Raw genomic sequence first — 22,238 nt, 5'->3', positions numbered from 1 at the left:
GCAAGGGGAACCCGCTCGTGACCGTTGACCCGCCGCCCGCGCCGCCCTTCCGGGATCCGCGACTGCCGTTCGCCAAGCGCGTCGACGACCTGCTGGCACGGCTCATACCGGACGAGAAGGTCGCCTTCCTGCACCAGTTCGCGCCCGCCGTCGAGCGGCTGGGCGTGGCCGCCTTCCGCACCGGCCAGGAGGCCCTGCACGGGGTCGCCTGGATGGGTCCGGCGACGGTGTTCCCGCAGGCCGTGGGCCTCGGCGCGACCTGGAACCCGGATCTGGTGCGCCGGGTCGGCGAGGCGGTGTCCAGGGAGGTCCGGGCGATGCGCGCCCGCGACGAGCGGGTCGGCCTCAACGTCTGGGCCCCGACCGTCAACCTGCTGCGCCATCCGCTGTGGGGCCGCAACGAGGAGGGCTACTCGGAGGATCCGCGGCTGACCTCCGCCATCGCGACGGCCTACACGCACGGCCTGCGCGGCGACCACCCGGCCTACTGGCGCACCGCACCCGTCCTGAAGCACTGGCTGGCGCACAACAACGAGACGGACCGGGCGACCACGTCGTCCTCCGTCCGCCCGCGCGTGCTGCGCGAGTACGACCTGCGCGCCTTCCGGGACACGGTCGGGGCGGGCGCGGTGGCCGGTGTCATGCCCGCCTACAACCTGGTCAACGGCCGGCCCAACCACCTCTCCCCGTACCTGCGTTCGGAGCTGCGCGCCTGGACCGAGGAGGACCTGCTGGTCTGCTCGGACGCGGGCGCGCCGAGCAACCTGGTCGACGCCGAGCACTACTTCGGCACGCACGAGGAGGCGAGCGCGGCCGCCCTGCTGGCCGGCGTGGACAGCTTCACCGACCACGGCACCGACGGCTCGCAGGTCACCGCGCGCCTCAAGGGGGCGCTGGACCAGGGGCTGCTGACCGAGGCGGACGTCGACACCGCGGTCCGCCGCCAGCTCTCGGTCCGGTTCCGCCTCGGCGAGTTCGACCCGCAGTACGACCCGCACCGGGACACCGGCGAGTTCGACACCCCGGCGCACCGGGCGCTCGCCCTGGAGGCCGCCGAGCAGGCCGTCGTCCTGCTGAGGAACGAGGAGCTGCTGCCCCTCGCGCCGGACCGCCGCGTCGCCGTGGTCGGCCTGCTCGCCGACGAGTGCAAGCTCGACTGGTACAGCGGCGCCCTGCTGCACAGGTCCACCCCCCTGGAGGGCCTGTACGAGCGCTTCGGCGCCGAGCGGGTGGAGTTCGCGGAGGGCGTGGACCGGATCCGCCTGCGGACCGGCGGCGCCTTCCTGCACGTGCCGCCGGCGGACGCCCCCGAGGAGGCGCGCGACGCCGGCGGCGCGCTGGACCCGGCCCTGCTGTCCGGCCGCACCGACCTGCCGCCGCTCACCACCGACGCCGTCGGCACCGAACTGGCGCTGGCCGACTGGGGCGGTGGCGTGCTGACCCTGCGCGCGCCCGACGGCCGCTACCTCTCGGTGGCCGAGGACGGCTTCCTGCGCGCCGCCGCCGACCAGCCGGGCGGCTGGGTCGTCCAGGAGACGTTCCGTCTGGAACCCCACGAGAACGGTCACCTCCTGCGGCATCTCGGCACGGGTCGTCACGTCCGTGTCGCCGCCGACGGCGTGAAGGTTGCCGGCACCGGCGACGTCTTCGAGGTGATCACCGTGGAGCGCGGTGAGGAGGCCGTGGCCCGGGTGGCCGGACGGGCCGACGTGGTCGTGGTGGTCGCGGGCAACGACCCGCACATCAACGGCCGTGAGACCGAGGACCGTACGACCCTGGAGCTGCCCGCGCACCAGCGGCGGCTGCTGCACGCGGCCCGCGCCGCGAACCCGCGCACCGTGCTCGTCCTGACGTCGGCCTACCCGTACGCGGTGGACGTGTCCCGGCTGCCGGCCGTGCTGTGGACCGCGCACGGCGGCCAGGCCGCGGGCACGGCCCTGGCCCGGGTGCTCGCCGGCGACGTCTCCCCCGCCGGCCGGCTCCCGCAGACCTGGTACGCCTCCGACGCGGACCTGCCCGGCCTCCTCGACTACGACGTGATCGGGAGCCGGCAGACCTACCTCTACTTCGAGGGCGCCCCGCTCTTCCCCTTCGGACACGGCCTGTCGTACGCGGAGTTCGCCTACTCGGAGCTGTCGGTACGGGTGACGGACATCTCGGTGCACGTGTGCTGCGCGCTCACCAACACCGGCGACCGGACCGCCGACGAGGTCGCGCAGCTCTACGCCCGCGCCGTCGACCCGTCGGTGCCCCGGCCCCGCCGCGAGCTGCTCGCCCACCGCCGGGTGACGCTCGCCCCCGGTGAGCGGGCCCGCCTGGACTTCGAGGTCCCCCTGTCCTCCTTCGAGTTCTGGGACGTGGCCCGGGGCGCCTGGCGGCTGGAGCAGGGCCCGTACGAGCTGCTGCTCGGCGCGTCCAGCGAGGACGTCCGGCTGCGCACCCGGGTCACCCTGGCCGGCGAGCCCCCGGCGCCCCGGGCGGTGACCGAACGGGGCCTGGAGGGCGCCGACTTCGACGAGCACTCCGGCATCGCGATCGTGGACCGCACGCGGACGGCGGGCGACTCGGTGACTCCCGCCGCGGTCGGGGCGTCCGGTGAACTGCTGTACCGCTCATGCGACTTCGCGGACGGGGTGACCGCGGTGAGCGCCCGGCTGGCGGGCGAGGGCGTCCTGGAGGTCTCCCTGGACGGCGGCCCGCCGCTCACCAGGCTCACCCTGGCCGGCCCGACGTCCGACGCCTACACCTACGTCACCGTGGACGCGCCGTTCGCCGCCTCGGGCGTGCACGACGTCCGTCTCGGACTGCGCGGGCCCCTGCGGCTCGCGCACGTGGGCTTCTCCGGCTGAGGGTCCGGAGACGGCCCGCCACCACGAGGGGCCCCGGCGCCGACAGGCAGCGGGGCCGGGGCCCTTCGCGGTCCCCGCCGCGCCGAGCGCTGCCGCGGCCGCGCACTCGGGAGCGCGTGGGAGTCGTCGCCTCGTCCGCGACCCGTCCGCACCCCCGCACGCCCGTCACCGTCGGCCGGCGCGGACACCGGCCGGGTCCCAACCGCCTAACCAGAAACGGCCGGAGCCCCCGCACAGTGGGCTCCGGCCGTCTCCGCGACCTGTTCGTGTCAGGTCAGAGCGCGAGCCCGGTGAGGACCAGCACGCGCTCGTATGTGTAGTCGTCCATCGCGAACCTGACGCCCTCACGGCCCACGCCGGACAGCTTGGCGCCGCCGTACGGCATCTGGTCGGCGCGGTAGGACGGCACGTCGCCGATCACGACACCGCCGACCTCGAGGGCGCGGTGGGCGCGGAAGGCGACCTGCAGGTCGTGCGTGAACACGCCCGCCTGGAGACCGTACTTGGAGTCGTTGACAGCGGCGAAGGCCTCGGCCTCGCCGTCCACCTTCCGCACGGTGAGGACCGGTCCGAAGACCTCCTCGCAGGCGATCGTGGTGTCGGCGGGCACCTCGGTGAGGACGGTCGGCGCGTAGGAGGCGCCGTCGCGCTCGCCGCCGGTGAGGAGCTTCGCCCCGGCGGCGACGGCCTCGTCCACCCAGGACTCGACGCGCTTGGCGGCGTCCTCGCTGACCAGCGGGCCGACGTCGGTCTTGGCGTCGCTCGGGTCACCGGTGACCTGCGCCTCGACGGCGGCGACGATACGCGGCAGCAGACGGTCGTACACGGCGGCGTCCGCGATGACCCGCTGCACCGAGATGCAGGACTGACCGCCCTGGTAGTTGGAGAACGTCGCGATGCGCGCCGCGGCCCAGTCCAGGTCCTCGTCGCTCGCGAAGTCGCCGAGCACGACGGCCGCGCCGTTGCCGCCGAGCTCCAGGGTGCAGTGCTTGCGCGGCACCGAGTCCATGATCGCGTAGCCGACCTTCTCCGAACCGGTGAAGGAGATCACCGGCAGGCGCTCGTCCTGGACGAGGGCGGGCATGCGGTCGTTGGAGACCGGGAGGATGGACCAGGAACCGGCCGGCAGCTCGGTCTCGGCGAGCAGGTCGCCGAGGATGAGGCCGGACAGCGGGGTGGCCGGGGCGGGCTTGAGGATGATCGGGGCGCCGGCGGCGATGGCCGGGGCGACCTTGTGCGCGCACAGGTTCAGCGGGAAGTTGAACGGCGCGATGCCGAGGACGACGCCCTTCGGGAAGCGGCGGGTCAGCGCCAGCCGGCCCTGGCCGCCGGCGTCGGTGTCCAGGCGCTGGGCCTCGCCGCCGTTGAACCGGCGGGCCTCCTCGGCGGCGAACCGGAAGACGGAGACGGCACGGCCGACCTCGCCCCGGGCCCACTTGATCGGCTTGCCGTTCTCGGCGGAGATCAGCTGGGCGATCTCCTCGGTGCGCTCGGCCAGGCGCCGGCTGACGTGGTCGAGGGCGGCGGCCCGCACGTGGGCGGGGGTGGCGGCGAAGTCGTCGCGGACGGCGTACGCGGCGGCCACGGCCTCCTCGACCTGGGCCTCGGTCGGCACGCTGACCTTGCCGACGAGACGGCCGTCCCACGGGGAGGTGACGTCGAAGGTGTCCTCGCCGGTGGCCTGGCGGCCGGCGAGCCAGAAGGCGTGGGTGGAAGTCATGTAAGTCGTCCCGGCCCTTCCGCGTTGTGGGTGTGCTTTCGGTTCGTGGTCAACCGTAGGGCGGGGGCGGGCGGGGGCCGCTTGTCCGAGTCGTAGCAGTCGGGGAGCGGGGTGCGCCGGTTTGGCGCGGTGGGGGCCGCGGCGGCCTGCGCGGACACCGCGGGGACCGCTCGCCCTGACGGCCCGGTCACTCCGTCGAGGTCGCCTTCAGGGCCAGCCACAGCTCCATGCGGACGTCCGGGTCGTCCAGGCTGCGGCCGAGGATCTCCTCGACCCGTCGCATCCGGTAGCGCAGGGTGTGCCGGTGGACGCCCAGGTCCGCGGCCGCCGCGTCCCACTGGCCGTGCCTGGACAGCCAGGCACGCAGCGAGGCGACCAGGTCACCGCGGCCGGTCGCGTCGTGCTCGTGCAGGGCGCGCAGCAGGCCGTCCGCGAACGCCTTCACGGCGTCGTCGGCCAGCAGCGGCAGCACCGAACCGGCGGCGAGCTGTTCGTGCTCGACGAGCACCCGTCCGCGCCGCCGGGCGACCGAGAGCGCCTGCTCGGCCTGCTTGTAGGCCGCGGCCGCCGCTATCGGCCCGGCCGGCGCCGACAGGCCGACGACCAGGTCGTCCTGCTCCGCCGCCCCCTGCTCGGACCCGGCCCGCGCCCCCTCGAGCGCCGCCGTGTACCCGGTGCACGCGGTCACCGCCGCGCCGCCGTCGGCGACCAGCACCACCAGCCGCTCCCCCGACGGGACCACGAGCAGCGCCTCACCGGCGCGCGCGGCCGCGGCCTCGACCGTCTCCGCGAGTTCGCCCAGCGGGTCGGCGCCGGACCCCGACTCGGCGACGACCATCCGGAACGGCGCGTCGAGCAGCCCGCCGTACAGGTCCCCGGCGACCGCCCGGGCGTGGTCGGGCTCGCCGGCGAGCAGCATGCGCAGCACCGCGGCGCCGATCCGCTGTTCGGCCGCGTGCAGCGAGCGGGAGCGTTCGGTGGTGAGCGTGAGCAGGGCGATCGCGGAGTGCAGGGCGTAGCGCTCGGCGGTGCCCAGCGCGGCCGCCGTCCCCACGGCGAGCGCGGCCCGCGGCCGCTTGCCCGTCCCCAGCGAGTGCAGCTCCACCCGGTCCTCGTTCTCCGGGCCGCCCACCACCGAGGACGCCGGAGCGGGCCGTTCCCGCAGCCGCTCCACCTCGGCGGTGAGCCGGGCGGCGCGGCGGCCGGCCCACTCGGGCGCCGCCGCGACCACGGCGCCCGAGGCGTCGTACAGCGCGGCCCAGCCGTCGATCTGCGCGGCGAGCGCGCCGAGCAGTCCCTCGGGGCCGGCGTTCAGCGCCTGCCGGGTCAGCTCGCGCTGGGCGGCGAAGCCGGCCGTGACGGCCCGGTACTGGTCGGCGGCGATCGCGGCGGACACGGCCTTGCTGATGGCGAGGAACGGGGTGCGCCGGGGCACCTCCAGCAGCGGCAGCCCCTCCTCCTCTGCGGCGTCGACGAGGGCCCGGGGGATCTCCTCGTAGTTGACGCCGACCGCGAAGCCGAGTCCGACGACTCCCGCGCCGGCCAGCCGCCGCACGTACCGCCGCATGGCCTGCGGGTCCTCCGCGTCCAGCTTGAGCGCGGTGATGAGCAGCAGCTCGCCGCCCTCCATGTAGGGCACGGGGTCGGCCAGCTCGCTGACGTGCGCCCACCGGACGGGCACGTCGAGGCGGTCCCCGCCCGCGCGCACGGTCAGTCTGAGCGCGGTGTGCTGGACGAGCGAGGCGAGGGTCGGGGGCATGGGGCCTTCAGGTCGTGGTGAACCGGTCGGTCGGGGGTTCCGGTGCGGCCGGATCGGGTCTTTTGGCCGCCGCGTATGAACAGCCTATGCCGATTCTGCCGCACCGTACGGTCCGCCGACGACCGTACGGCCCGCCTCAGCCCCGCAGGTCCACCAGGAGCGGCGGCGCGTGCTCGCCCCGCACGGTGGTCAGCGACAGCACCGCGTGCCCGGGCGGCACCCCGTGCGCCAGCTCGGAGGCGGACCAGCGCTCGCGTTCCACCTGGCGGACGGTGACGGCCCGCGCGGTGGGCGCCTGCCCGGTGATGACCCGGCGCAGCATGTGCACGGCCTTCCCGGCCGGGGTCTCGGCGATGATCTGCCGGTCGGTGACGTCCCGGGTCTCGGTCCACTCCTTGCCCCACACCTCGGCGAAGTCCTGTCCGTCCCAGGGGGTGAGCCCGGACAGCGCCATCCGGCATCCGGCGGAGCCGAGCAGCGGGCCGCGCAGCGGCCGGGGCACGTCGTCCAGGGTGCGCAGCGTCAGCACGGCGCCGGCGCCCGCGGAGCGCAGCCGCTGGATGCCGCGGACCGCCTCGGGGGTGACCACGCCGGAGGCGTCGTCCAGCAGCAGGCAGGCGAACAGCGACCGGTCCTCCCGCGCCGTCACGCTCGCCGTGAACTGGGCGAGCACCAGCCGGGCCAGGATCCGGGAGGCGTCCGCGTGGCCGCGCTGCGGCAGGTCGATGCGGACCCGCACCGGGTGGTCGAGGGCCTTCAGCGAGAACGGCCGGGACTGCCCGGAGGTGTCGAAGAAGGAGGCGAAGGCGGGCCGGTCGAGCAGCGCGACCCGGTCGGCGAGCACCGCGCCCACGTCGCCGGGGTGGGCCATCTGCCGCTCGCGCGCGTCCAGTTCACGGATCAGCGAGGCCTGCCCGGTGTCGGTGAGCGCCTTGCGGAGGGCGGCCAGCGGGCCGGGGGTGCCGTCGAGGAGCTGGCGCAGCTCGGGTACGGAGGGGAAGCGTCCGTGGACGGCCCGGAAGGGCCCGAGGAGCTGGGCGAGGACGGTGGTGGAGCGGCGGCTGTCGCTGCCGGGGTGCGGGTCGGCGAGGTCGCCTGCGAGGGCCTCGGCGAGTATGGCGGCGGCCTCGTCCGGGTCGGTGGTGCCACCGTACAGGTCGAGGTCGTAGACGGAGTCGGGGTGCCCGATCCGCACGACGACGTCGTACGACTCGGCCGGTCCGAGTCCGGCGCCCGCCGCGCCGACGACCACGAGCGCGGCCTGTCCGGCGAGCGCGTGCAGGCACAGCGACTCGGCGAGCGGCCGGACCAGCGAGCCGGTCTTGCCGGAGCCGGCCGGGCCGACGGCGAGCAGGGAGGTGGCGAGCAGTTCGGGTCCAAGGGCGAGTCCGGCGCCCCGGTAGTGGTAGGGGTTGCGCGGGTCGTCGGCGGTGGTGCCGAGCCGTACCTGACCGGTGAGCAGGTCGTGCCGGGCCTGCCGGGCGGGCAGGTCGCGCTCGCCCGAGGGGTGCGGGCAGGCGGCGGCGCCGTCCTTCAGCACGGCGCCGGTGAACGCGGCGAGGCTGTGCGCGCCGGACCGTACGCCCTGCCAGGCCCGGCTGATCCGGGCGTGGTCGACGTCCCGCATCAACCCGGCCCGCGCCTCGGCGGCCAGCCGGGCGGCGGCCTCGTGCGCTCCGGAGGCCCGCAGCTGCGGCCATTCGGCGGGGTCCTGCTCGGGCGCGGGCGGCGGTTCGGCGGCGGGGGCGGCCGGGCGCCAGGCGGGCGGGCCGTAGCGCCGCCAGACCTCGCCCCAGCGGCCGAGCCGGCCGACGACGAACATGATGGCGAGGGCGATGAGCGTGTAGTACGAGTACCACAGGACGGCGTTGCCGACGCGGCTGTTGCCCTGGCGCCAGGAGTCCGGGGTGAACAGCTCCAGCGGCAGCACCCACCAGCCGCCCAGGTAGCCGTTCCACAGCAGGGACCACACCAGCCAGCCCACCAGGAACGCGATCAGCGCGCCGCTCAGGAGCTGCCGGGCCGGGATCAGCTCGGGCTCCTGCTCCGGCCGCGGCCGGTGCCCGAACCGCCACACGCCGGGCGCCGCCTGCGGCCGCGGCGCCCGGAGCCAGGCGAGGAAGGCCGAGCCGTCCGGGCGCGGCGGCGCGCCCGGGGGCGCCGGGGGCATGGGCGGTACGACGGCGCCCTCGGGGGGCACCGCCGGGCGCGGCACAGGATTCGCATGCGTGCCGCGCGCGTCCCGCGTCCCGTCGCTGTCCATGGCCCTTTCCCCCTGACCTGCCGTTCCGTCCACCGTCAGCGAGCCAATCTAACGCCCCGGGAACGGGAGTTCACCGCTTACGCGGCCGGGCGGACGGCCGGACCCGGCACATCCGTCACCCGCTGCTATGTCCACCACGGACAACGGGCCGGCCCGACCGTGCCCACATGGAGCATGCCCACCCGCCTTCGGCGGCCCTAACCTGCGAAGAAAGAGACAAGCGTCCGAAAAACGCGCCGTCCGGTACCCCCCGGGAACACCCGGTACGCAAGATCACAGGGAGCCCCCATGACCGCACTTCCGCAGGAGCGCCGCGTCGCCACCGCCATCCCCGGCCCGAAGTCGCAGGAGCTGCAGGCCCGCCGCACCGCCGTGGTCGCGCAGGGCGTGGGCTCCACGCTGCCGGTCTTCGTCACCCGCGCCGGCGGCGGCATCATCGAGGACGTCGACGGCAACCGCCTGATCGACTTCGGCTCCGGCATCGCCGTGACCTCGGTCGGCGCCTCCGCCGAGGCCGTCGTGCGCCGCGCGAGCGCCCAGCTCGCCGACTTCACGCACACCTGCTTCATGGTCACCCCGTACGAGGGCTACGTGGCGGTCGCCGAGGCGCTCGCCGAGCTGACCCCGGGCGACCACGCCAAGAAGTCGGCGCTGTTCAACTCCGGCGCCGAGGCCGTCGAGAACGCCGTCAAGATCGCGCGCGCCTACACCAAGCGGCAGGCGGTCGTCGTGTTCGACCACGGCTACCACGGCCGCACCAACCTGACCATGGCGCTGACCGCGAAGAACATGCCGTACAAGCACGGCTTCGGCCCGTTCGCCCCCGAGGTCTACCGCGTCCCGGTCGCCTACGGCTACCGCTGGCCGACCGGCCCGGAGAACGCCGGTCCGGAGGCCGCCAAGCAGGCCATCGACCAGATCACCAAGCAGGTCGGCCCGGACAACGTGGCCGCGATCATCATCGAGCCGGTGCTCGGCGAGGGCGGCTTCATCGAGCCGGCCAAGGGCTTCCTGCCCGCGATCCGCCAGTTCGCCGCCGACAACGGCATCGTGTTCGTCGCGGACGAGATCCAGTCCGGCTTCTGCCGCACCGGCCAGTGGTTCGCGTGCGAGGACGAGGGCATCGTCCCCGACCTGATCACCACCGCCAAGGGCATCGCCGGCGGTCTGCCGCTGGCCGCCGTCACCGGCCGCGCCGAGATCATGGACGCCGCGCACGCGGGCGGCCTCGGCGGCACCTACGGCGGCAACCCGGTGGCCTGCGCCGGTGCGCTCGGCGCCATCGAGACGATGAAGGAGCTGGACCTCAACGCCAAGGCGAAGAACATCGAGGGGATCATGAAGTCCCGCCTCGACGCCATGGCGGAGAAGTTCGACGTGATCGGCGACGTGCGCGGCCGCGGCGCGATGATCGCCGTCGAGCTGGTCAAGGACCGCGCCACCAAGGAGCCGGCCCCGGAGGCCACCGCGGCGATCGCCAAGGCCTGCCACGCCGAGGGCCTGCTGGTCCTCACCTGCGGCACCTACGGCAACGTGCTGCGTTTCCTGCCCCCGCTGGTGATCGGCGAGGACCTGCTGAACGAGGGCCTCGACATCATCGAGCAGGCCTTCTCGCGCATCTGAGCGACCCTGTCGCACCCCTGGACAGCTCCTGCGGCAGGCCGTGTGAAGAAGGTGTGCGAGGTGGATGGCGGGACGCGCTTGCGTCTGCCCAAGCGCCCCGGCCTGCCGTAGGTTCTACCCAGATGAGAGATACACCCCGCCCACAGGGGACTGTGGGCGACTTCAGGCCGGGGCCTCCCCAGCTTCGACCTGGTCGTGCCCTCGCGCACACAACCGGGGCCTGACGGCTCCGGGATCTCCTCACCGATCGGACGGTCGCCGCCCCAAACCCCCCGGGGCGAGCGACGTTCCGGTCCGGACGGCCGCCCCGGAACCACCCCCCCTGTTCCTGGGCGGCCGACCTCCTTCCCGGACGAAACCTGCCAGTCTGTCCCTCATGGCTGTGCTCCTGGGTCTGTGCCTCCTCCTTCTGCTGCTCTTCGCGGTGATCACCTGGCAGGTGGTCGTGGGCGGTCCGCTGACGCGTGCGGACGAACGGGTCAGCCAGGCCCTCGTCCACCCGGACCGGTTCTCCGCGGCCCTCGCCGACCTCGGGAACGTCGAGGTCGCGGTCCCTGTGCTGCTCCTGGCCGTCGGCTACGCGGCCTGGCGCGGGCGCGCCTCGGGCGCGCGGCGGTGGTGGCTGGGGCCGGCCGCGGCGGCGTTCCTGATGGCGCTGGTCCCGGCGATCGTCGTCCCGCTGAAGGAGTGGACCGCCCGCCCGGGCACACCCGTGGTGTCCCCGGGCACCGGCTACTTCCCGTCCGGCCATACGGCGACGGCGGCGATCGCGTACGGCTCCGCGGCCCTGCTGCTCATGCCCTGGCTCCGCTCCCCCGCCGCCCGCCGGCTCCTCGCCGGCGGCTGCGCGGCCCTCGTCCTCGGCGTCTCCTTCGGCCTGGTCCGCCGGGGCTGGCACTGGCCGCTGGACGTGGTGGCCAGCTGGTGCCTGAGCACCGTGCTGCTGACCACCCTGTTCCTCGTGACCCGGGTCCCGCTCAGCCGAAGTACGCGTCGAAGTTCCTCTGGAACTCCCAGTTCGCGAAGCGGTCCCAGTTCACCGACCACGTCATCAGACCCCGCAGGGCGGGCCAGGTCCCGTGGGTCGCGTACGAGCCGCAGTTCGTCCTCTTCGTCAGGCAGTCCAGGGTCTTGGTGACCTCGGCCGGGGCCACGTAGCCGTTGCCCGCGTTGGTCGACGCGGGCATGCCGATGGCGACCTGGTCGGGACGCAGGGGCGGGAAGACGTTGTTCGCGTCGCCCGCCACCGGGAAGCCGGTGAGCAGCATGTCGGTCATGGCGATGTGGAAGTCGGCGCCGCCCATGGAGTGGTACTGGTTGTCCAGCCCCATGATCGGGCCGGAGTTGTAGTCCTGGACGTGCAGCAGGGTCAGGTCGTCGCGCAGGGCGTGGATGACCGGGAGGTAGGCCCCGCAGCGCGGGTCCTGCCCGCCCCACTTGCCGCTGCCGTAGTACTGGTAGCCGTTCTGCACGAAGAAGGTCTCCGGCGCCATGGTCAGCACGAACCTGGAGCCGTACTTGGCCTTCAGCGTCTTCAGGGCCGAGATCAGGTTGACGACGACCGGGGTGGTGGGGTTCTTGAAGTCCGTGTCGCCGGCGTTCAGGGACAGCGAGTGGCCCTCGAAGTCGATGTCGAGGCCGTCCAGGCCATAGTCGTCGATGATCTTGGAGACCGAGGCGACGAAGGTGTCCCGCGCGGCCGCCGTGGTGAGCTGGACCTGGCCGTTCTGGCCGCCGATGGAGATCAGCACCTTCTTGCCTGCGGCCTGCTTGGCCTTCACGGCCGCCTTGAAGTCCGCGTCGCTCTCCACGTTCGGGCACTCGGTGACCGGACAGCGGTTGAACCGGATGTCGCCCGAGGTCACCGAGGTCGGCTCGCCGAAGGCGAGGTCGATGACGTCCCAGCTGTCGGGCACGTCGGCGAGCCGGGTGTAGCCGGAGCCGTTGGCGAAGGTGGTGTGGAGGTAGCCGACCAGCGCGTGGGCGGGCAGGCCGGGTGAGCCGCCGCCGGTGCCGGCCGGGGTCGTCGCGGTCACGACGGCCGACTTCGCGGACTCCCCGGCGTCGTTGCTCGCGGTGACCTGGAAGCCGTACGCCGTCGAGGGCGCGAGGCCGGTGACGGTGGCCGAGGTGCCGCTCGCCGTCTGCACCCTGACCCCGTCGCGGTAGACCGCGTAACCGGTGGCGCCGGTCACCGCCGACCAGGACAGGGCGACGGAGGACGAGGTCACCGTGCCGGTCTTCAGGCCGGTGGGCGCGGCGGGCGGCTGCTGGGTGCTCCCGCCCGGGCCGGTCAGCGAGATGTCGTCGGCCTGGTAGGCGCCGGTGCCGTACCAGCCGTGCGTGTAGATCGTGACCTTCGTGGTGGCGGCGCCGGTGGTGAAGGTGGTGGTCAGCTTCTGCCAGTCGGCGGCGGACTGGGTCCAGGTGGAGACGTCGGTGGTGCCGGTGCCGCTCGCGCCCAGGTAGACGTAGGAGCCGCGGACGTAACCGGTCAGGGTGTACTGCGCGCCGGGCCGCACGGTCACCGTCTGGGCGCACTGGGCGTTGTCGCTGCCGGCCGGGGTGGCCTGCAGCGCGGCGGCGCCGCTGTGCACGGGCGAGGTGACCGTCGTCCCGGCCGTGCAGGTCCAGCCGTCGAGGCCGGACTCGAAGCCGCCGTTCCGCGCGAGGTCCGCGTCGGCCGCCAGGGCGGCGGACGACGAGAGCGCGGTGATGCCGGGCACGGCCAGCAGCGCGGCGGTGAACAGGGCGAGGAGGGATCTGGGGCGTCGGTCGCGTCTGGCGCGGTCCACAAGGGCCTCCGGGGGCAGGGGAGTTGGAGCGCGGGTGGAGCGCACTCAACTTGGTCCAGACCAATGCCGTTGTCAAGATGCCGGGCCCCCGGCAGGATCAGCACGTCCCAGGACCGGCCGGCGGGCAGCAGCGTGACGCCGAGCGGATCGCGCTCCCACGCCCGGCGGCAGGCCCCGGGATCCGGCGCGACCGCCACCAGCCACTCGACCGCCGTCCTGGCCGCACTCATGAAGAAGACCTCCCTCTCCGCCTCGGACGCGGGCGCGTCCAGCAGGGAGAGGGAGGTCGTCCCGGGTGCGTTACGCGGGTCCCGGCCCCTCGTTCGGGTGAGCCCGGTCACCGCCCGCCGGGTTCAGCTGTCGAAGCCGAGGCCCAGCCGGTCCATCGTGCGCAGCCACAGGTTGCGCCGTCCGCCGTGCTCGTCGGCGCGGGCCAGGGACCACTTGGTCAGGGCGATGCCGGTCCAGGCGAAGGGCTCCGGCGGGAACGGCAGCGGCTTGCGGCGCACCATCTCCAGCTCGGTCCGCTCGGTGCGCTCCCCGGCCAGCAGGTCCAGCATCACGTCGGCGCCGAAGCGGGTGGCGCCGACCCCGAGCCCGGTGTAGCCCGCCGCGTACGCCACCTTCCCCTGGTGTGCGGTGCCGAAGAACGCGGAGAAGCGCGAGCAGGTGTCGATCGCGCCGCCCCAGGCGTGGGTGAAGCGGACGCCCTCCAGCTGCGGGAAGCAGGTGAAGAAGTGCCCGGCTAGCTTGGCGTAGGTCTCCGGGCGGTCGTCGTACTCGGCGCGCACCCGGCCGCCGTAGTGGTGGACCGCGTCGTAGCCGCCCCACAGGATCCGGTTGTCGGCGGACAGCCGGAAGTAGTGGAACTGGTTGGCCGAGTCGCCGAGGCCCTGGCGGTTCTTCCAGCCGATGGACTCCAGCCGGCCGGCGCTCAGCGGCTCGGTCATGAGCGCGTAGTCGTAGACCGGGACGGTGTACGAGCGCACGCGCCGCAGCAGGCTCGGGAAGATGTTGGTGCCGAGCGCGACCCCGCGGGCGCGGACCGAGCCGTACGGGGTGCGCACGGCCATGCCGGCGCCGTACTGCTTCAGGGTGAGGGCGGGGGTGTGCTCGTAGACGCGTACCCCGAGTTCCAGGCAGGCCCGCTTCAGACCCCAGGCCAGCTTGGCCGGGTGCAGCATGGCCACACCCCGGCGGTCCCACAGGCCCGCCTCGAAGGTGGGCGAGTTCACCTGCTCGCGCACCGCGTCGGCGTCCAGGAACTCGATGCCGTCGGCCAGCCCCTTGGCCTCCAGTTCCCGGTGCCAGTCGCGCAGTTCCCGGGCCTGGTAGGGCTCGGTGGCCACGTCGATCTCACCGGTGCGCTCGAAGTCGCAGTCGATGCCGTACCGGGCGACGGCCGCCTCGATGCCGTCGAGGTTGCGCCGGCCCAGCTCCTCCAGCCGGGCGATCTCGTCCGGCCAGCGGGTCAGGCCGTTGGGCAGGCCGTGGGTGAGGGAGGCGGCGCAGAAGCCGCCGTTGCGGCCGGAGGCGGCCCAGCCCACCTCGCGGCCTTCGAGCAGGACCACGTCCCGCCCCGGGTCGCGCTCCTTGGCGTTGAGCGCGGTCCACAGCCCGCTGTACCCGCCGCCGACGACCAGCAGGTCACAGGTCTCGGCGCCGGTGAGCGCGGGCTCCGGGTGGGGCTTGCCGGGGTCTTCCAGCCAGTACGGGACCGGCTGGGCTTCGGAGAGGGCGGAGATCCAGTTGTCTTTGCCACGACTCATGGCGCTCGGGGCCATGATTTCAACTCCCTACAGGGCGGCTACGCCTTCTGGCTGTTACGGCGGTTGGTGATGAGCATCGATACCAGGACGAACAGCACGGCGACGAGGAACATGGCCGTGCCGATGACGTTGATCTGCACCGGTGTCCCGCGCTGCGCCGAACCCCACACGAACATGGGGAACGTGACGGTCGAGCCGGCGTTGAAGTTGGTGATGATGAAGTCGTCGAAGGAGAGCGCGAACGACAGCAGCGCGCCCGCCGCGATGCCCGGCGCCGCGATCGGCAGGGTCACCCGCAGGAAGGTCTGCACCGGCCCCGCGTACAGGTCACGGGCGGCTTCCTCCAGGCGCGGGTCCATCGACATCACGCGTGCCTTGACCGCGACGACGACGAAGCTGAGGCAGAACATGATGTGCGCGATCAGGATCGTCCAGAAGCCGAGCTGGGCGCCCATGTTGAGGAACAGGGTGAGCAGCGAGGCCGCCATCACGACCTCGGGCATGGCCATCGGCAGGAAGATCAGCGAGTTGACGGCGGAGCGCGCGCGGAACCGGTAGCGGACCAGCGCGAAGGCGATCATGGTGCCGAGCAGGGTGGCGCCGATCGTCGCCCAGAAGGCGATCTGGAGGCTGAGGGACAGCGAGCCGCACATGTCGGCGACCCCGCAGGGGTCCTTCCAGGCGTCCGCCGAGAACTGCTGCCACTCGTAGTTGAAGCGCCCCTTCGGCTTGTTGAAGGAGAACACGGTGACGATGACGTTCGGCAGCAGCAGGTAGGCGAGCGTGAACAGTCCGGCGATGACGACGAGACGGCGCTTGAGCCAGGTGACGAAGGGCATTTAGACCAGGTCCTCCGTCCCGGAACGGCGGATGTAGACCGTGACCATGAGCAGGATCGCGGCCATGAGGATGAAGGAAAGCGCCGCCGCGGTCGGATAGTCCAGGATCCTCAGGAACTGGGTCTGGATGACGTTTCCGATCATGCGGGTGTCGGTGGAGCCGAGGAGTTCGGCGTTGACGTAGTCACCGGTCGCGGGGATGAACGTGAGCAGCGTGCCGGAGACCACGCCCGGCATGGACAGCGGGAAGGTCACCTTGCGGAAGGTGGTCCACGGCTTGGCGTACAGGTCGCCGGCCGCCTCGTGCAGCCGCCCGTCGATCCGCTCCAGCGAGGTGTACAGGGGCAGGATCATGAACGGCAGGAAGTTGTACGTGAGACCGCACACCACCGCGAGCGGGGTGGCGAGGACACGGTCGCCTGCCGTCCAGCCGATCCAGTTGGTCAGGTCCAGGACGTGCAGCGAGTTCAGCGCGTGCACCACCGGGCCGTTGTCGGCGAGGATCGTCTTCCAGGCCAGGGTGCGGATCAGGAAGCTGGTGAAGAAGGGCGCGATCACCAGCACCATGATCAGGTTGCGCCAGCGGCCCGCGCGGAAGGCGATGAGATAGGCCAGCGGGTAGCCGAGCAGCAGGCACAGGAAGGTCGCTGCGGCCGCGTAGAGGACGGAGCGCAGGAACTGCGGCCAGTACTCGGCCAGTGCGTCCCAGTAGGTCGCGAAGTGCCAGGTGACCTTGTAGCCGTCCTCCAGGGAGCCCGTCTGCACGGAGGTGGAGGCCTGGTAGATCATCGGCAGCGCGAAGAACACGACCAGCCATAGCAGGCCCGGCAGCAGCAGCCAGTAGGGCGTGAACCGGCCCCGTGCGCGCGGGGGCTTCGGCGCCGGCTCGGCGGGGGCGAGAGGCGGGGGCGCCTCCTGAAGCGTCGTCATGGTCAGGCGGCCTCTTCCTCGACGGTCTCCACCCCGGCGTCGATGTCCTGGGCCGCGTCCAGGCCGAAGGTGTGCGCCGGGCTCCAGTGCAGGACGACCTCGGCCCCGGGGACCAGCCGGCCGTCGCGCTCCACGTTCTGCACGTACACCGCGAGTTCGTCGCAGACGGGGCTGTCGATGACGTACTGCGTGGAGACGCCGATGAAACTGGCGTCGGCGATGCGGCCGGTGAGGCGGTTGCGGCCCTCGGGTATGGAGCCGGCCTCGTCGGCGTGGGTGAGGGAGATCTTCTCCGGGCGGATGCCGACCAGCACCTTGCCGCCGGCCGTGGCCGGGGCGGAGCACCGCGCCCGGGGCAGCACCAGCTTGCCGCCGCCGGCCCGGAGCACGATGTCGTCGCCGTTCTCCGTGTCCACCTCGGCCTCGATGAGGTTGGAGGTGCCGAGGAAGTTGGCGACGAAGGTGGTGCGGGGGTTCTCGTACAGGTCGGTGGGCGCGCCGAGCTGCTCGACCCGGCCGGCGTTCATCACCGCGACCGAGTCGGCCATGGTCATGGCCTCCTCCTGGTCGTGCGTGACGTGCACGAAGGTGATGCCGACCTCGGTCTGGATGCGCTTGAGCTCGAGCTGCATCTGGCGGCGCAGCTTGAGGTCGAGGGCGCCGAGGGGCTCGTCGAGGAGGAGCACCTTCGGGTGGTTGATCAGCGCGCGGGCCACCGCGACCCGCTGCTGCTGGCCGCCGGAGAGCTGGTGCGGTTTCTTGCGCGCCTGCTCACCGAGCTGGACCAGCTCCAGCATCTCCTCGACCTGCTTCTTCACGCTCTTGATGCCGCGCCGGCGCAGGCCGAAGGCGACGTTCTCGAAGATGTCGAGGTGCGGGAAGAGGGCGTAGGACTGGAAGACCGTGTTCACCGGCCGCTTGTACGGCGGCAGGTGGGTGACGTCCTGGTCGCCGAGGTGCACGGTGCCGGCGGAGGGCTCCTCCAGGCCGGCGATCATGCGCAGGGTGGTCGTCTTGCCGCAGCCGGAGGCGCCGAGCAGGGCGAAGAAGGAGCCCTGCGGGACGGTCAGGTCGAGCGGGTGCACGGCGGTGAAGGAGCCGTAGGTCTTGGAGATGCCGGTGAGGCGGACGTCGCCGCTGTTGTCTGTCGTCATGGTCGTCACGCCCCTGTGAGCTTCGCGAACTTCTCTTCGTAGGCCGTCTCTTCCTTCTGGCTCAGCGCGCGGAAGGAGTGCGACTTGGCCTGCATGGCCTTGTCGGGCACGATCAGCGGGTTGTTCGCCGCCTCCTCGTCGATCTTCGCGAGGTAGGGCCGCACACCGTCGACCGGAGTCGTGTAGTTGATGTACGCGGCGAGCGCGGCGGCCTGCTGCGGCTCGTAGTAGAAGTCGATCAGCCGCTCGGCGTTCGTCTTGTGCCGCGCCTTGTTGGGCACCAGCATGTTGTCGGTCGACGTCATGTAGCCGCTGTCCGGGATGACGAAGTCGACGTCCGGGCTGTCGTGCTTGAGCTGCACGATGTCGCCGGCCCAGGCGACGCAGGCCGCGATGTCGCCCTTGGTGAGGTCGGACGTGTAGTCGTTGCCGGTGAAGCGGCGGATCTGGCCCCTGTCGACGGCCTTCTGCAGCCGGGCTATGACCGCGTCGTAGTCGTCGTCGGTGAACTTCGCCGGGTCCTTGCCCATGTCGAGCAGGGTCATGCCGATGCTGTCGCGCATCTCGGACAGGAAGGACACCCGGCCCTTGAGCCTGGGGTTGTCGAGCAGGTCGGAGACCGACTTCACCTCGATGCCGTCGAGCGCCTTCTTGTTGAAGGCGATGACCGTCGGGATGCCCTGCCACGGGTAGGAGTAGGCACGGCCGGGGTCCCAGTCCGGGTCGCGGAACTGCGGCGACAGGTTGGTGTAGGCGTGCCGCAGGTTGGACGGGTCCAGTTTCTGCACCCAGCCCAGGCGGATCAGCCGGGCGGCCAGCCAGTCGGTGAGGACGATCAGGTCACGGCCGGTGGCCTGGCCCGCGGCGAGCTGCGGCTTGATCTTGCCGAAGAACTCGTTGTTGTCGTTGATGTCCTCGGTGTACTTGACCGTGATGCCGGTCCGCCGGCGGAACGCGTCGAGCGTGGGATGGGTCTTCCCGCTGTCGTCGACGTCGATGTACTCGGTCCAGTTGGAGAAGTTGACGCTCTTCTCCTCCGCCGAGTGGTCCTGGGCGGACGTGCCGCCCTGGGTCATGCCCGCCGCGGGGATGCCGCAGCCGCTCAGCGCTCCGATGCCGCCGACCGTCAGCGCGCCGCCCGCGGAGGCGCGCAGCAGCGACCGGCGGGTCATCGCGGCCCTGCCGTTGCGCAGGCTGCGCCGCATGGCGGCCGCCTGGGCCGGGGTGAGACGTTCGGGCTCGTACTGCTCCATGCGCGTGGTGCCCTTTCGGATGGGGTCGGCCCGGTCGGGCCGGTCGTTGCTAGCGGTCCCCGAACACGGTGCGGTGCCAGTCCTTCCTGGCGACCGCGGTGTTGTCGAACATTACGTGCTTGACCTGCGTGTACTCCTCGAATGAGTACGCCGACATGTCCTTGCCGAAGCCGGAGGCCTTGTAGCCGCCGTGCGGCATCTCGCTGATGATCGGGATGTGGTCGTTGACCCACACGCAGCCCGCCTTGATCTCGCGGGTGGCGCGGCCCGCCCGGTAGACGTCACCGGTCCAGGCGGAGGCGGCCAGGCCGTACGGGGTGTCGTTGGCCAGCCGGATGCCCTCGTCGTCACTGTCGAAGGGCAGCACGACCAGCACCGGGCCGAAGATCTCGGACTGGACGATCTCGCTGTCCTGGGCCGCTCCGGTGATCAGGGTGGGCCGGTAGTAGGCGCCCTCGCCCAGCTCTCCCCGGGGCGCCTCGCCGCCGGTGACCACGCGCGCGTAGCCGCGTGCCCGGTCCACGAAGCCGGCCACCCGGTCGCGCTGGGCGTGCGAGACGAGCGGGCCGAGGTCGGTGCCGGGTGCGAACGGGTCGCCGAGCCGCACGGTCTCCATGAGCGCTGCCGTCCGCTCCACGAAGGCCTCGTACAGCGGCCGCTGGACGTACGCGCGCGTGGCGGCCGTGCAGTCCTGCCCGGTGTTGATGAGCGCGCCGGCGACGGCTCCGTTGGCGGCCGCCTCCAGGTCGGCGTCGTCGAAGACGACGAACGGCGCCTTGCCGCCCAGTTCCAGGTGGAGCCGCTTGACGGTGGCGGTGGCGATCTCCGCGACCCGCTTGCCTACGGCGGTGGACCCGGTGAAGGAGGTCATGGCCACGTCGGGGTGGCCGACGAGGCGCTCGCCGGCCTCCCTGCCGGTCCCGGTGACGATGTTGATCACGCCGTCCGGGAGGCCCGCGTCCGTGGCGGCCAGCGCGAACAGCAGCGAGGTGAGCGGGGTCAGCTCGGCGGGCTTGAGCACGATGGTGTTGCCGGCGGCGACGGCCGGGAGGATCTTCCAGGCGGCCATCTGCAGCGGGTAGTTCCAGGGCGCGATGGAGCCCACGACGCCGATCGGCTCGCGCCGGACGTACGACGTGTGGTCACCGGAGTACTCACCGGCCGCCTGGCCCTGGAGATGCCGGGCGGCACCGGCGAAGAAGGCGGTGTTGTCGACGGTGCCCGGCACGTCGAACTCACGGGTGAGCTTCAGCGGCTTCCCGCACTGCAGGGACTCGGCGCGGGCGAACTCCTCGGCGCGCTCGGCGAGCACCGCGGCGAACCGGTGCAGGGCGTCGGATCGCTCGCCCGGGGTGGCGGCGGCCCAGCCGGGGAAGGCCTCGCGCGCCGCGGCGACGGCCGCGTCGACGTCGTCGGCGCCGGCCAGTTCGTAGGTGTACACCTCCTCTCCGGTGGCCGGGTCGACCACGGTGTGGGTACGGCCCGAGGTGCCCTTCGTCAGCCGGCCGGCGATGAACTGCGCGCCGTCCGCGAGGCGGTCCTGGGCGGGAAATCGTTCCGGGGTGGTGGTGCTGCCCGGGTTGTGCATGTCGCTCTCCTCCGCCGTGCGTCCCGTCCTGAGAAGGGCGGGTGGCGTAGCTCCAGCTCGATTTGAGTGCCGATCCTGACAGAGCGAGTGGACTCCAACAAGTGATTCCGTTGTTGCCTTTTGGTTACGCGACGGAATCTGTCGACCAGGTGTCGAGTCGGCACCGAAAAGGACGGACGGAGTGTCAGTGGTGCGTGCCACACTCGCGTGCATGGGGAGGATCGACGGGGCGGAGGCCCTGATCAGAGAGGTCCGGGCGGGGGCCCGGATCAAGTACCTGCACTTCTGGGGACACCGGCCGCGGCCGGACGGCCGGACCGGCGCGAGCTGTCTGAGCCAGTGGTGGCCGTCACCCTTCGTGATCGACGGCGTCGGCTACGCGACGGCCGAGCACTGGATGATGGCGCGCAAGGCGCGGCTGTTCGGGGACGCGGAGGCGGAGCGCCGGGTGCTGGCGGCGGAGCATCCCGCCGGGGCCAAGAAGGCGGGGCGGCTGGTCCGCGGTTTCGACGAGGCGATATGGGAGCGGGAGCGCTTCCGGATCGTGGTCGAGGGCAGCGTCCACAAGTTCGCCGCGCATCCCGGCCTGGGCGCGTTCCTGCTCGGCACCGGCGGCCGGGTCCTGGTGGAGGCCAGCCCGGTGGACCGGGTGTGGGGCATCGGCCTGGCGGCCGGCGACGAGGCGGCGTCGGATCCCGAGCGCTGGCGGGGGCTGAATCTGCTGGGGTTCGCGCTCATGGAGGCCCGCGAGCGGCTCGCGGCGTCCGCGGGCTGAGCGCCGGGCGGCCCGCCGGTGGCCGCCCGGGCGGGATCAGCCCAGCGTGGGCGCCGGGTTATGGGGAGCGGAGTTGTAGTACGGGTCGTCGTACTCGCTGTCGTGCTTCTTGTCCTCCTTGACGGCCATCACTATGGCGAACACCAGGAACGCGACCACGGCGAGGCCGACCACGATGCCGATGATGCCGGTGATGAAGCCGGCCTGGGCCTGGCCGTGGTTGGTGGCCTCGCCCCGCTCGGCCCGCTTCCGGCCCTTGACGCCGAGCACCACGGCGATCACGCCGAGCACGATGGACACCACGCCGTACAGGCAGAACAGGCAGATGGACAGGATGCCCAGCACCATCGCGGCGGTGCCCATGCCGTTCTGCGGGCCCATCGGCATGCCGGGCCAGCCGTAGCCCTGCTGCGGGTACGCCGGGTAGCCGTACCCGCCGGGGGCGGCGGGGCCGGGGACGCCGGGCGCGGCTGGCGGGGGCGGCATGGCGGACTCGGTCCACCCCTGCGCCGGAGGCGGCGGCGGTGCGGGCGGGCCGTAGCCCGGCGCCCCGAAGCCGGGGCCGGGCGCGGAGATCATGGTGGCCTGGTCGTGCACGGACGGCTGGGGAGCGGGGGGCTGCTGCGGGCCGGCGGCCGGAGGCTGCGGGGCCTGACCGGGCGGCTGCTCCTGCGCGGGGGTCTGCTGCGCCGGCACGCCGGGCTGCGGGCTCTTCTCCAGCGACGGCTTGCTCCCGGGCGGCGCCCACGGGTCGAAGCCCCCGCCTCCGGCCGCGCCCTGCTGTTCCTGGTCCGCCACGTCCCCGCCCCTCCATCGATGGTCAGGCCATGGTAAAGCGTGGGTTCCGCGGCCCCCCGCCGGGTCGCCGTTGTCACGGGCGCCGCGGGAGCCGTCGCCGGCCCGGCCTACGATGACCCCCGA

Annotated in this window: 14 protein-coding genes and 1 pseudogene; 4 read left to right on the top strand and 11 right to left on the bottom strand. The window is 72.7% G+C overall.

What is annotated here, in order from left to right:
- The first annotated feature begins 17 nt into the window (after positions 1-17).
- Positions 18-2,849 (top strand): glycoside hydrolase family 3 C-terminal domain-containing protein, encoded by a 2,832-nt coding sequence (locus TNCT1_RS25315; protein WP_143636112.1) that lies wholly within the window; start codon positions 18-20, stop codon positions 2,847-2,849.
- 274 nt (positions 2,850-3,123) lie between these two features.
- On the opposite strand, the gene TNCT1_RS25310 is transcribed toward TNCT1_RS25315, so the two are convergent.
- The 3 genes from TNCT1_RS25310 to TNCT1_RS25300 all read right to left on the bottom strand — a co-directional run bounded on the left by TNCT1_RS25310 (position 3,124) and on the right by TNCT1_RS25300 (position 8,591).
- Positions 3,124-4,569, bottom strand: a complete 1,446-nt coding sequence (locus TNCT1_RS25310) for an aldehyde dehydrogenase family protein (protein ID WP_143636110.1) — start codon at positions 4,567-4,569, stop codon at positions 3,124-3,126.
- 187 nt (positions 4,570-4,756) lie between these two features.
- Positions 4,757-6,328: a PucR family transcriptional regulator gene (locus TNCT1_RS25305; RefSeq protein ID WP_143636108.1), complete on the bottom strand. Its 1,572-nt coding sequence runs from the start codon at positions 6,326-6,328 to the stop codon at positions 4,757-4,759.
- Positions 6,329-6,464: 136 nt separating this feature from the next.
- Positions 6,465-8,591 carry an ATP-binding protein gene (locus TNCT1_RS25300; protein WP_143636106.1) on the bottom strand — a complete coding sequence of 709 codons (2,127 nt, stop codon included), beginning with the start codon at positions 8,589-8,591 and terminating at the stop codon, positions 6,465-6,467.
- A 288-nt stretch (positions 8,592-8,879) separates the two neighbouring features.
- On the opposite strand from TNCT1_RS25300, the gene gabT reads away from it, so the two are divergent.
- Together gabT and TNCT1_RS36840 are read left to right on the top strand one after the other, a co-directional pair.
- Positions 8,880-10,214, top strand: coding sequence for a 4-aminobutyrate--2-oxoglutarate transaminase (gene gabT / locus TNCT1_RS25295; RefSeq protein ID WP_143636103.1), 1,335 nt, complete (start codon positions 8,880-8,882; stop codon positions 10,212-10,214).
- A gap of 64 nt (positions 10,215-10,278) precedes the next feature.
- Positions 10,279-11,118: pseudogene (locus tag TNCT1_RS36840) on the top strand (phosphatase PAP2 family protein); the annotation flags it as partial.
- Between the two features lie 73 nt (positions 11,119-11,191).
- Here TNCT1_RS36840 and TNCT1_RS25285 read toward each other — a convergent pair.
- The 7 genes from TNCT1_RS25285 to TNCT1_RS25255 form a co-directional block, all read right to left on the bottom strand.
- Positions 11,192-13,009: a chitinase gene (locus TNCT1_RS25285; protein ID WP_143636101.1), complete on the bottom strand. Its 1,818-nt coding sequence runs from the start codon at positions 13,007-13,009 to the stop codon at positions 11,192-11,194.
- Positions 13,010-13,362: 353 nt separating this feature from the next.
- The gene (locus TNCT1_RS25280) at positions 13,363-14,793 is read right to left on the bottom strand and encodes an FAD-binding oxidoreductase (RefSeq protein WP_143636099.1); all 1,431 of its coding nucleotides are present in this window, start codon (positions 14,791-14,793) and stop codon (positions 13,363-13,365) included.
- A gap of 23 nt (positions 14,794-14,816) precedes the next feature.
- Positions 14,817-15,617 carry an ABC transporter permease gene (locus tag TNCT1_RS25275; protein ID WP_143636098.1) on the bottom strand — a complete coding sequence of 267 codons (801 nt, stop codon included), beginning with the start codon at positions 15,615-15,617 and terminating at the stop codon, positions 14,817-14,819.
- A complete protein-coding gene (locus tag TNCT1_RS25270; protein ID WP_143636096.1) occupies positions 15,618-16,547 on the bottom strand; it encodes an ABC transporter permease in 930 nt (309 codons plus the stop codon).
- A gap of 2 nt (positions 16,548-16,549) precedes the next feature.
- Positions 16,550-17,710 (bottom strand): ABC transporter ATP-binding protein, encoded by a 1,161-nt coding sequence (locus tag TNCT1_RS25265; RefSeq protein ID WP_143636094.1) that lies wholly within the window; start codon positions 17,708-17,710, stop codon positions 16,550-16,552.
- Entirely contained in the window at positions 17,707-18,954 is a 1,248-nt protein-coding gene (locus TNCT1_RS25260) for a PotD/PotF family extracellular solute-binding protein (protein ID WP_143636092.1), read from the bottom strand. The genes TNCT1_RS25265 and TNCT1_RS25260 overlap by 4 nt, the downstream gene beginning before the upstream one ends.
- A gap of 49 nt (positions 18,955-19,003) precedes the next feature.
- Complete coding sequence (locus tag TNCT1_RS25255; RefSeq protein WP_143636090.1) at positions 19,004-20,542, bottom strand: gamma-aminobutyraldehyde dehydrogenase; 1,539 nt, start codon at positions 20,540-20,542, stop codon at positions 19,004-19,006.
- 211 nt (positions 20,543-20,753) lie between these two features.
- On the opposite strand from TNCT1_RS25255, the gene TNCT1_RS25250 reads away from it, so the two are divergent.
- Positions 20,754-21,317, top strand: coding sequence for an NADAR family protein (locus tag TNCT1_RS25250; protein WP_143636088.1), 564 nt, complete (start codon positions 20,754-20,756; stop codon positions 21,315-21,317).
- Positions 21,318-21,353: 36 nt separating this feature from the next.
- Here the strand turns inward: TNCT1_RS25250 and TNCT1_RS25245 are convergent, their stop codons facing one another.
- Positions 21,354-22,115, bottom strand: coding sequence for a DUF4190 domain-containing protein (locus TNCT1_RS25245; protein WP_143636086.1), 762 nt, complete (start codon positions 22,113-22,115; stop codon positions 21,354-21,356).
- Positions 22,116-22,238: the final 123 nt, after the last annotated feature.

Origin of the sequence: Streptomyces sp. 1-11, from assembly GCF_007176755.1 — a bacterium.
In the GTDB taxonomy this organism is placed as follows: Bacteria; Actinomycetota; Actinomycetes; order Streptomycetales; family Streptomycetaceae; genus Streptomyces.
The sequence above is the reverse complement of the archived record's forward strand: the minus strand, read 5'-3'. Positions and strand labels throughout refer to the sequence as shown.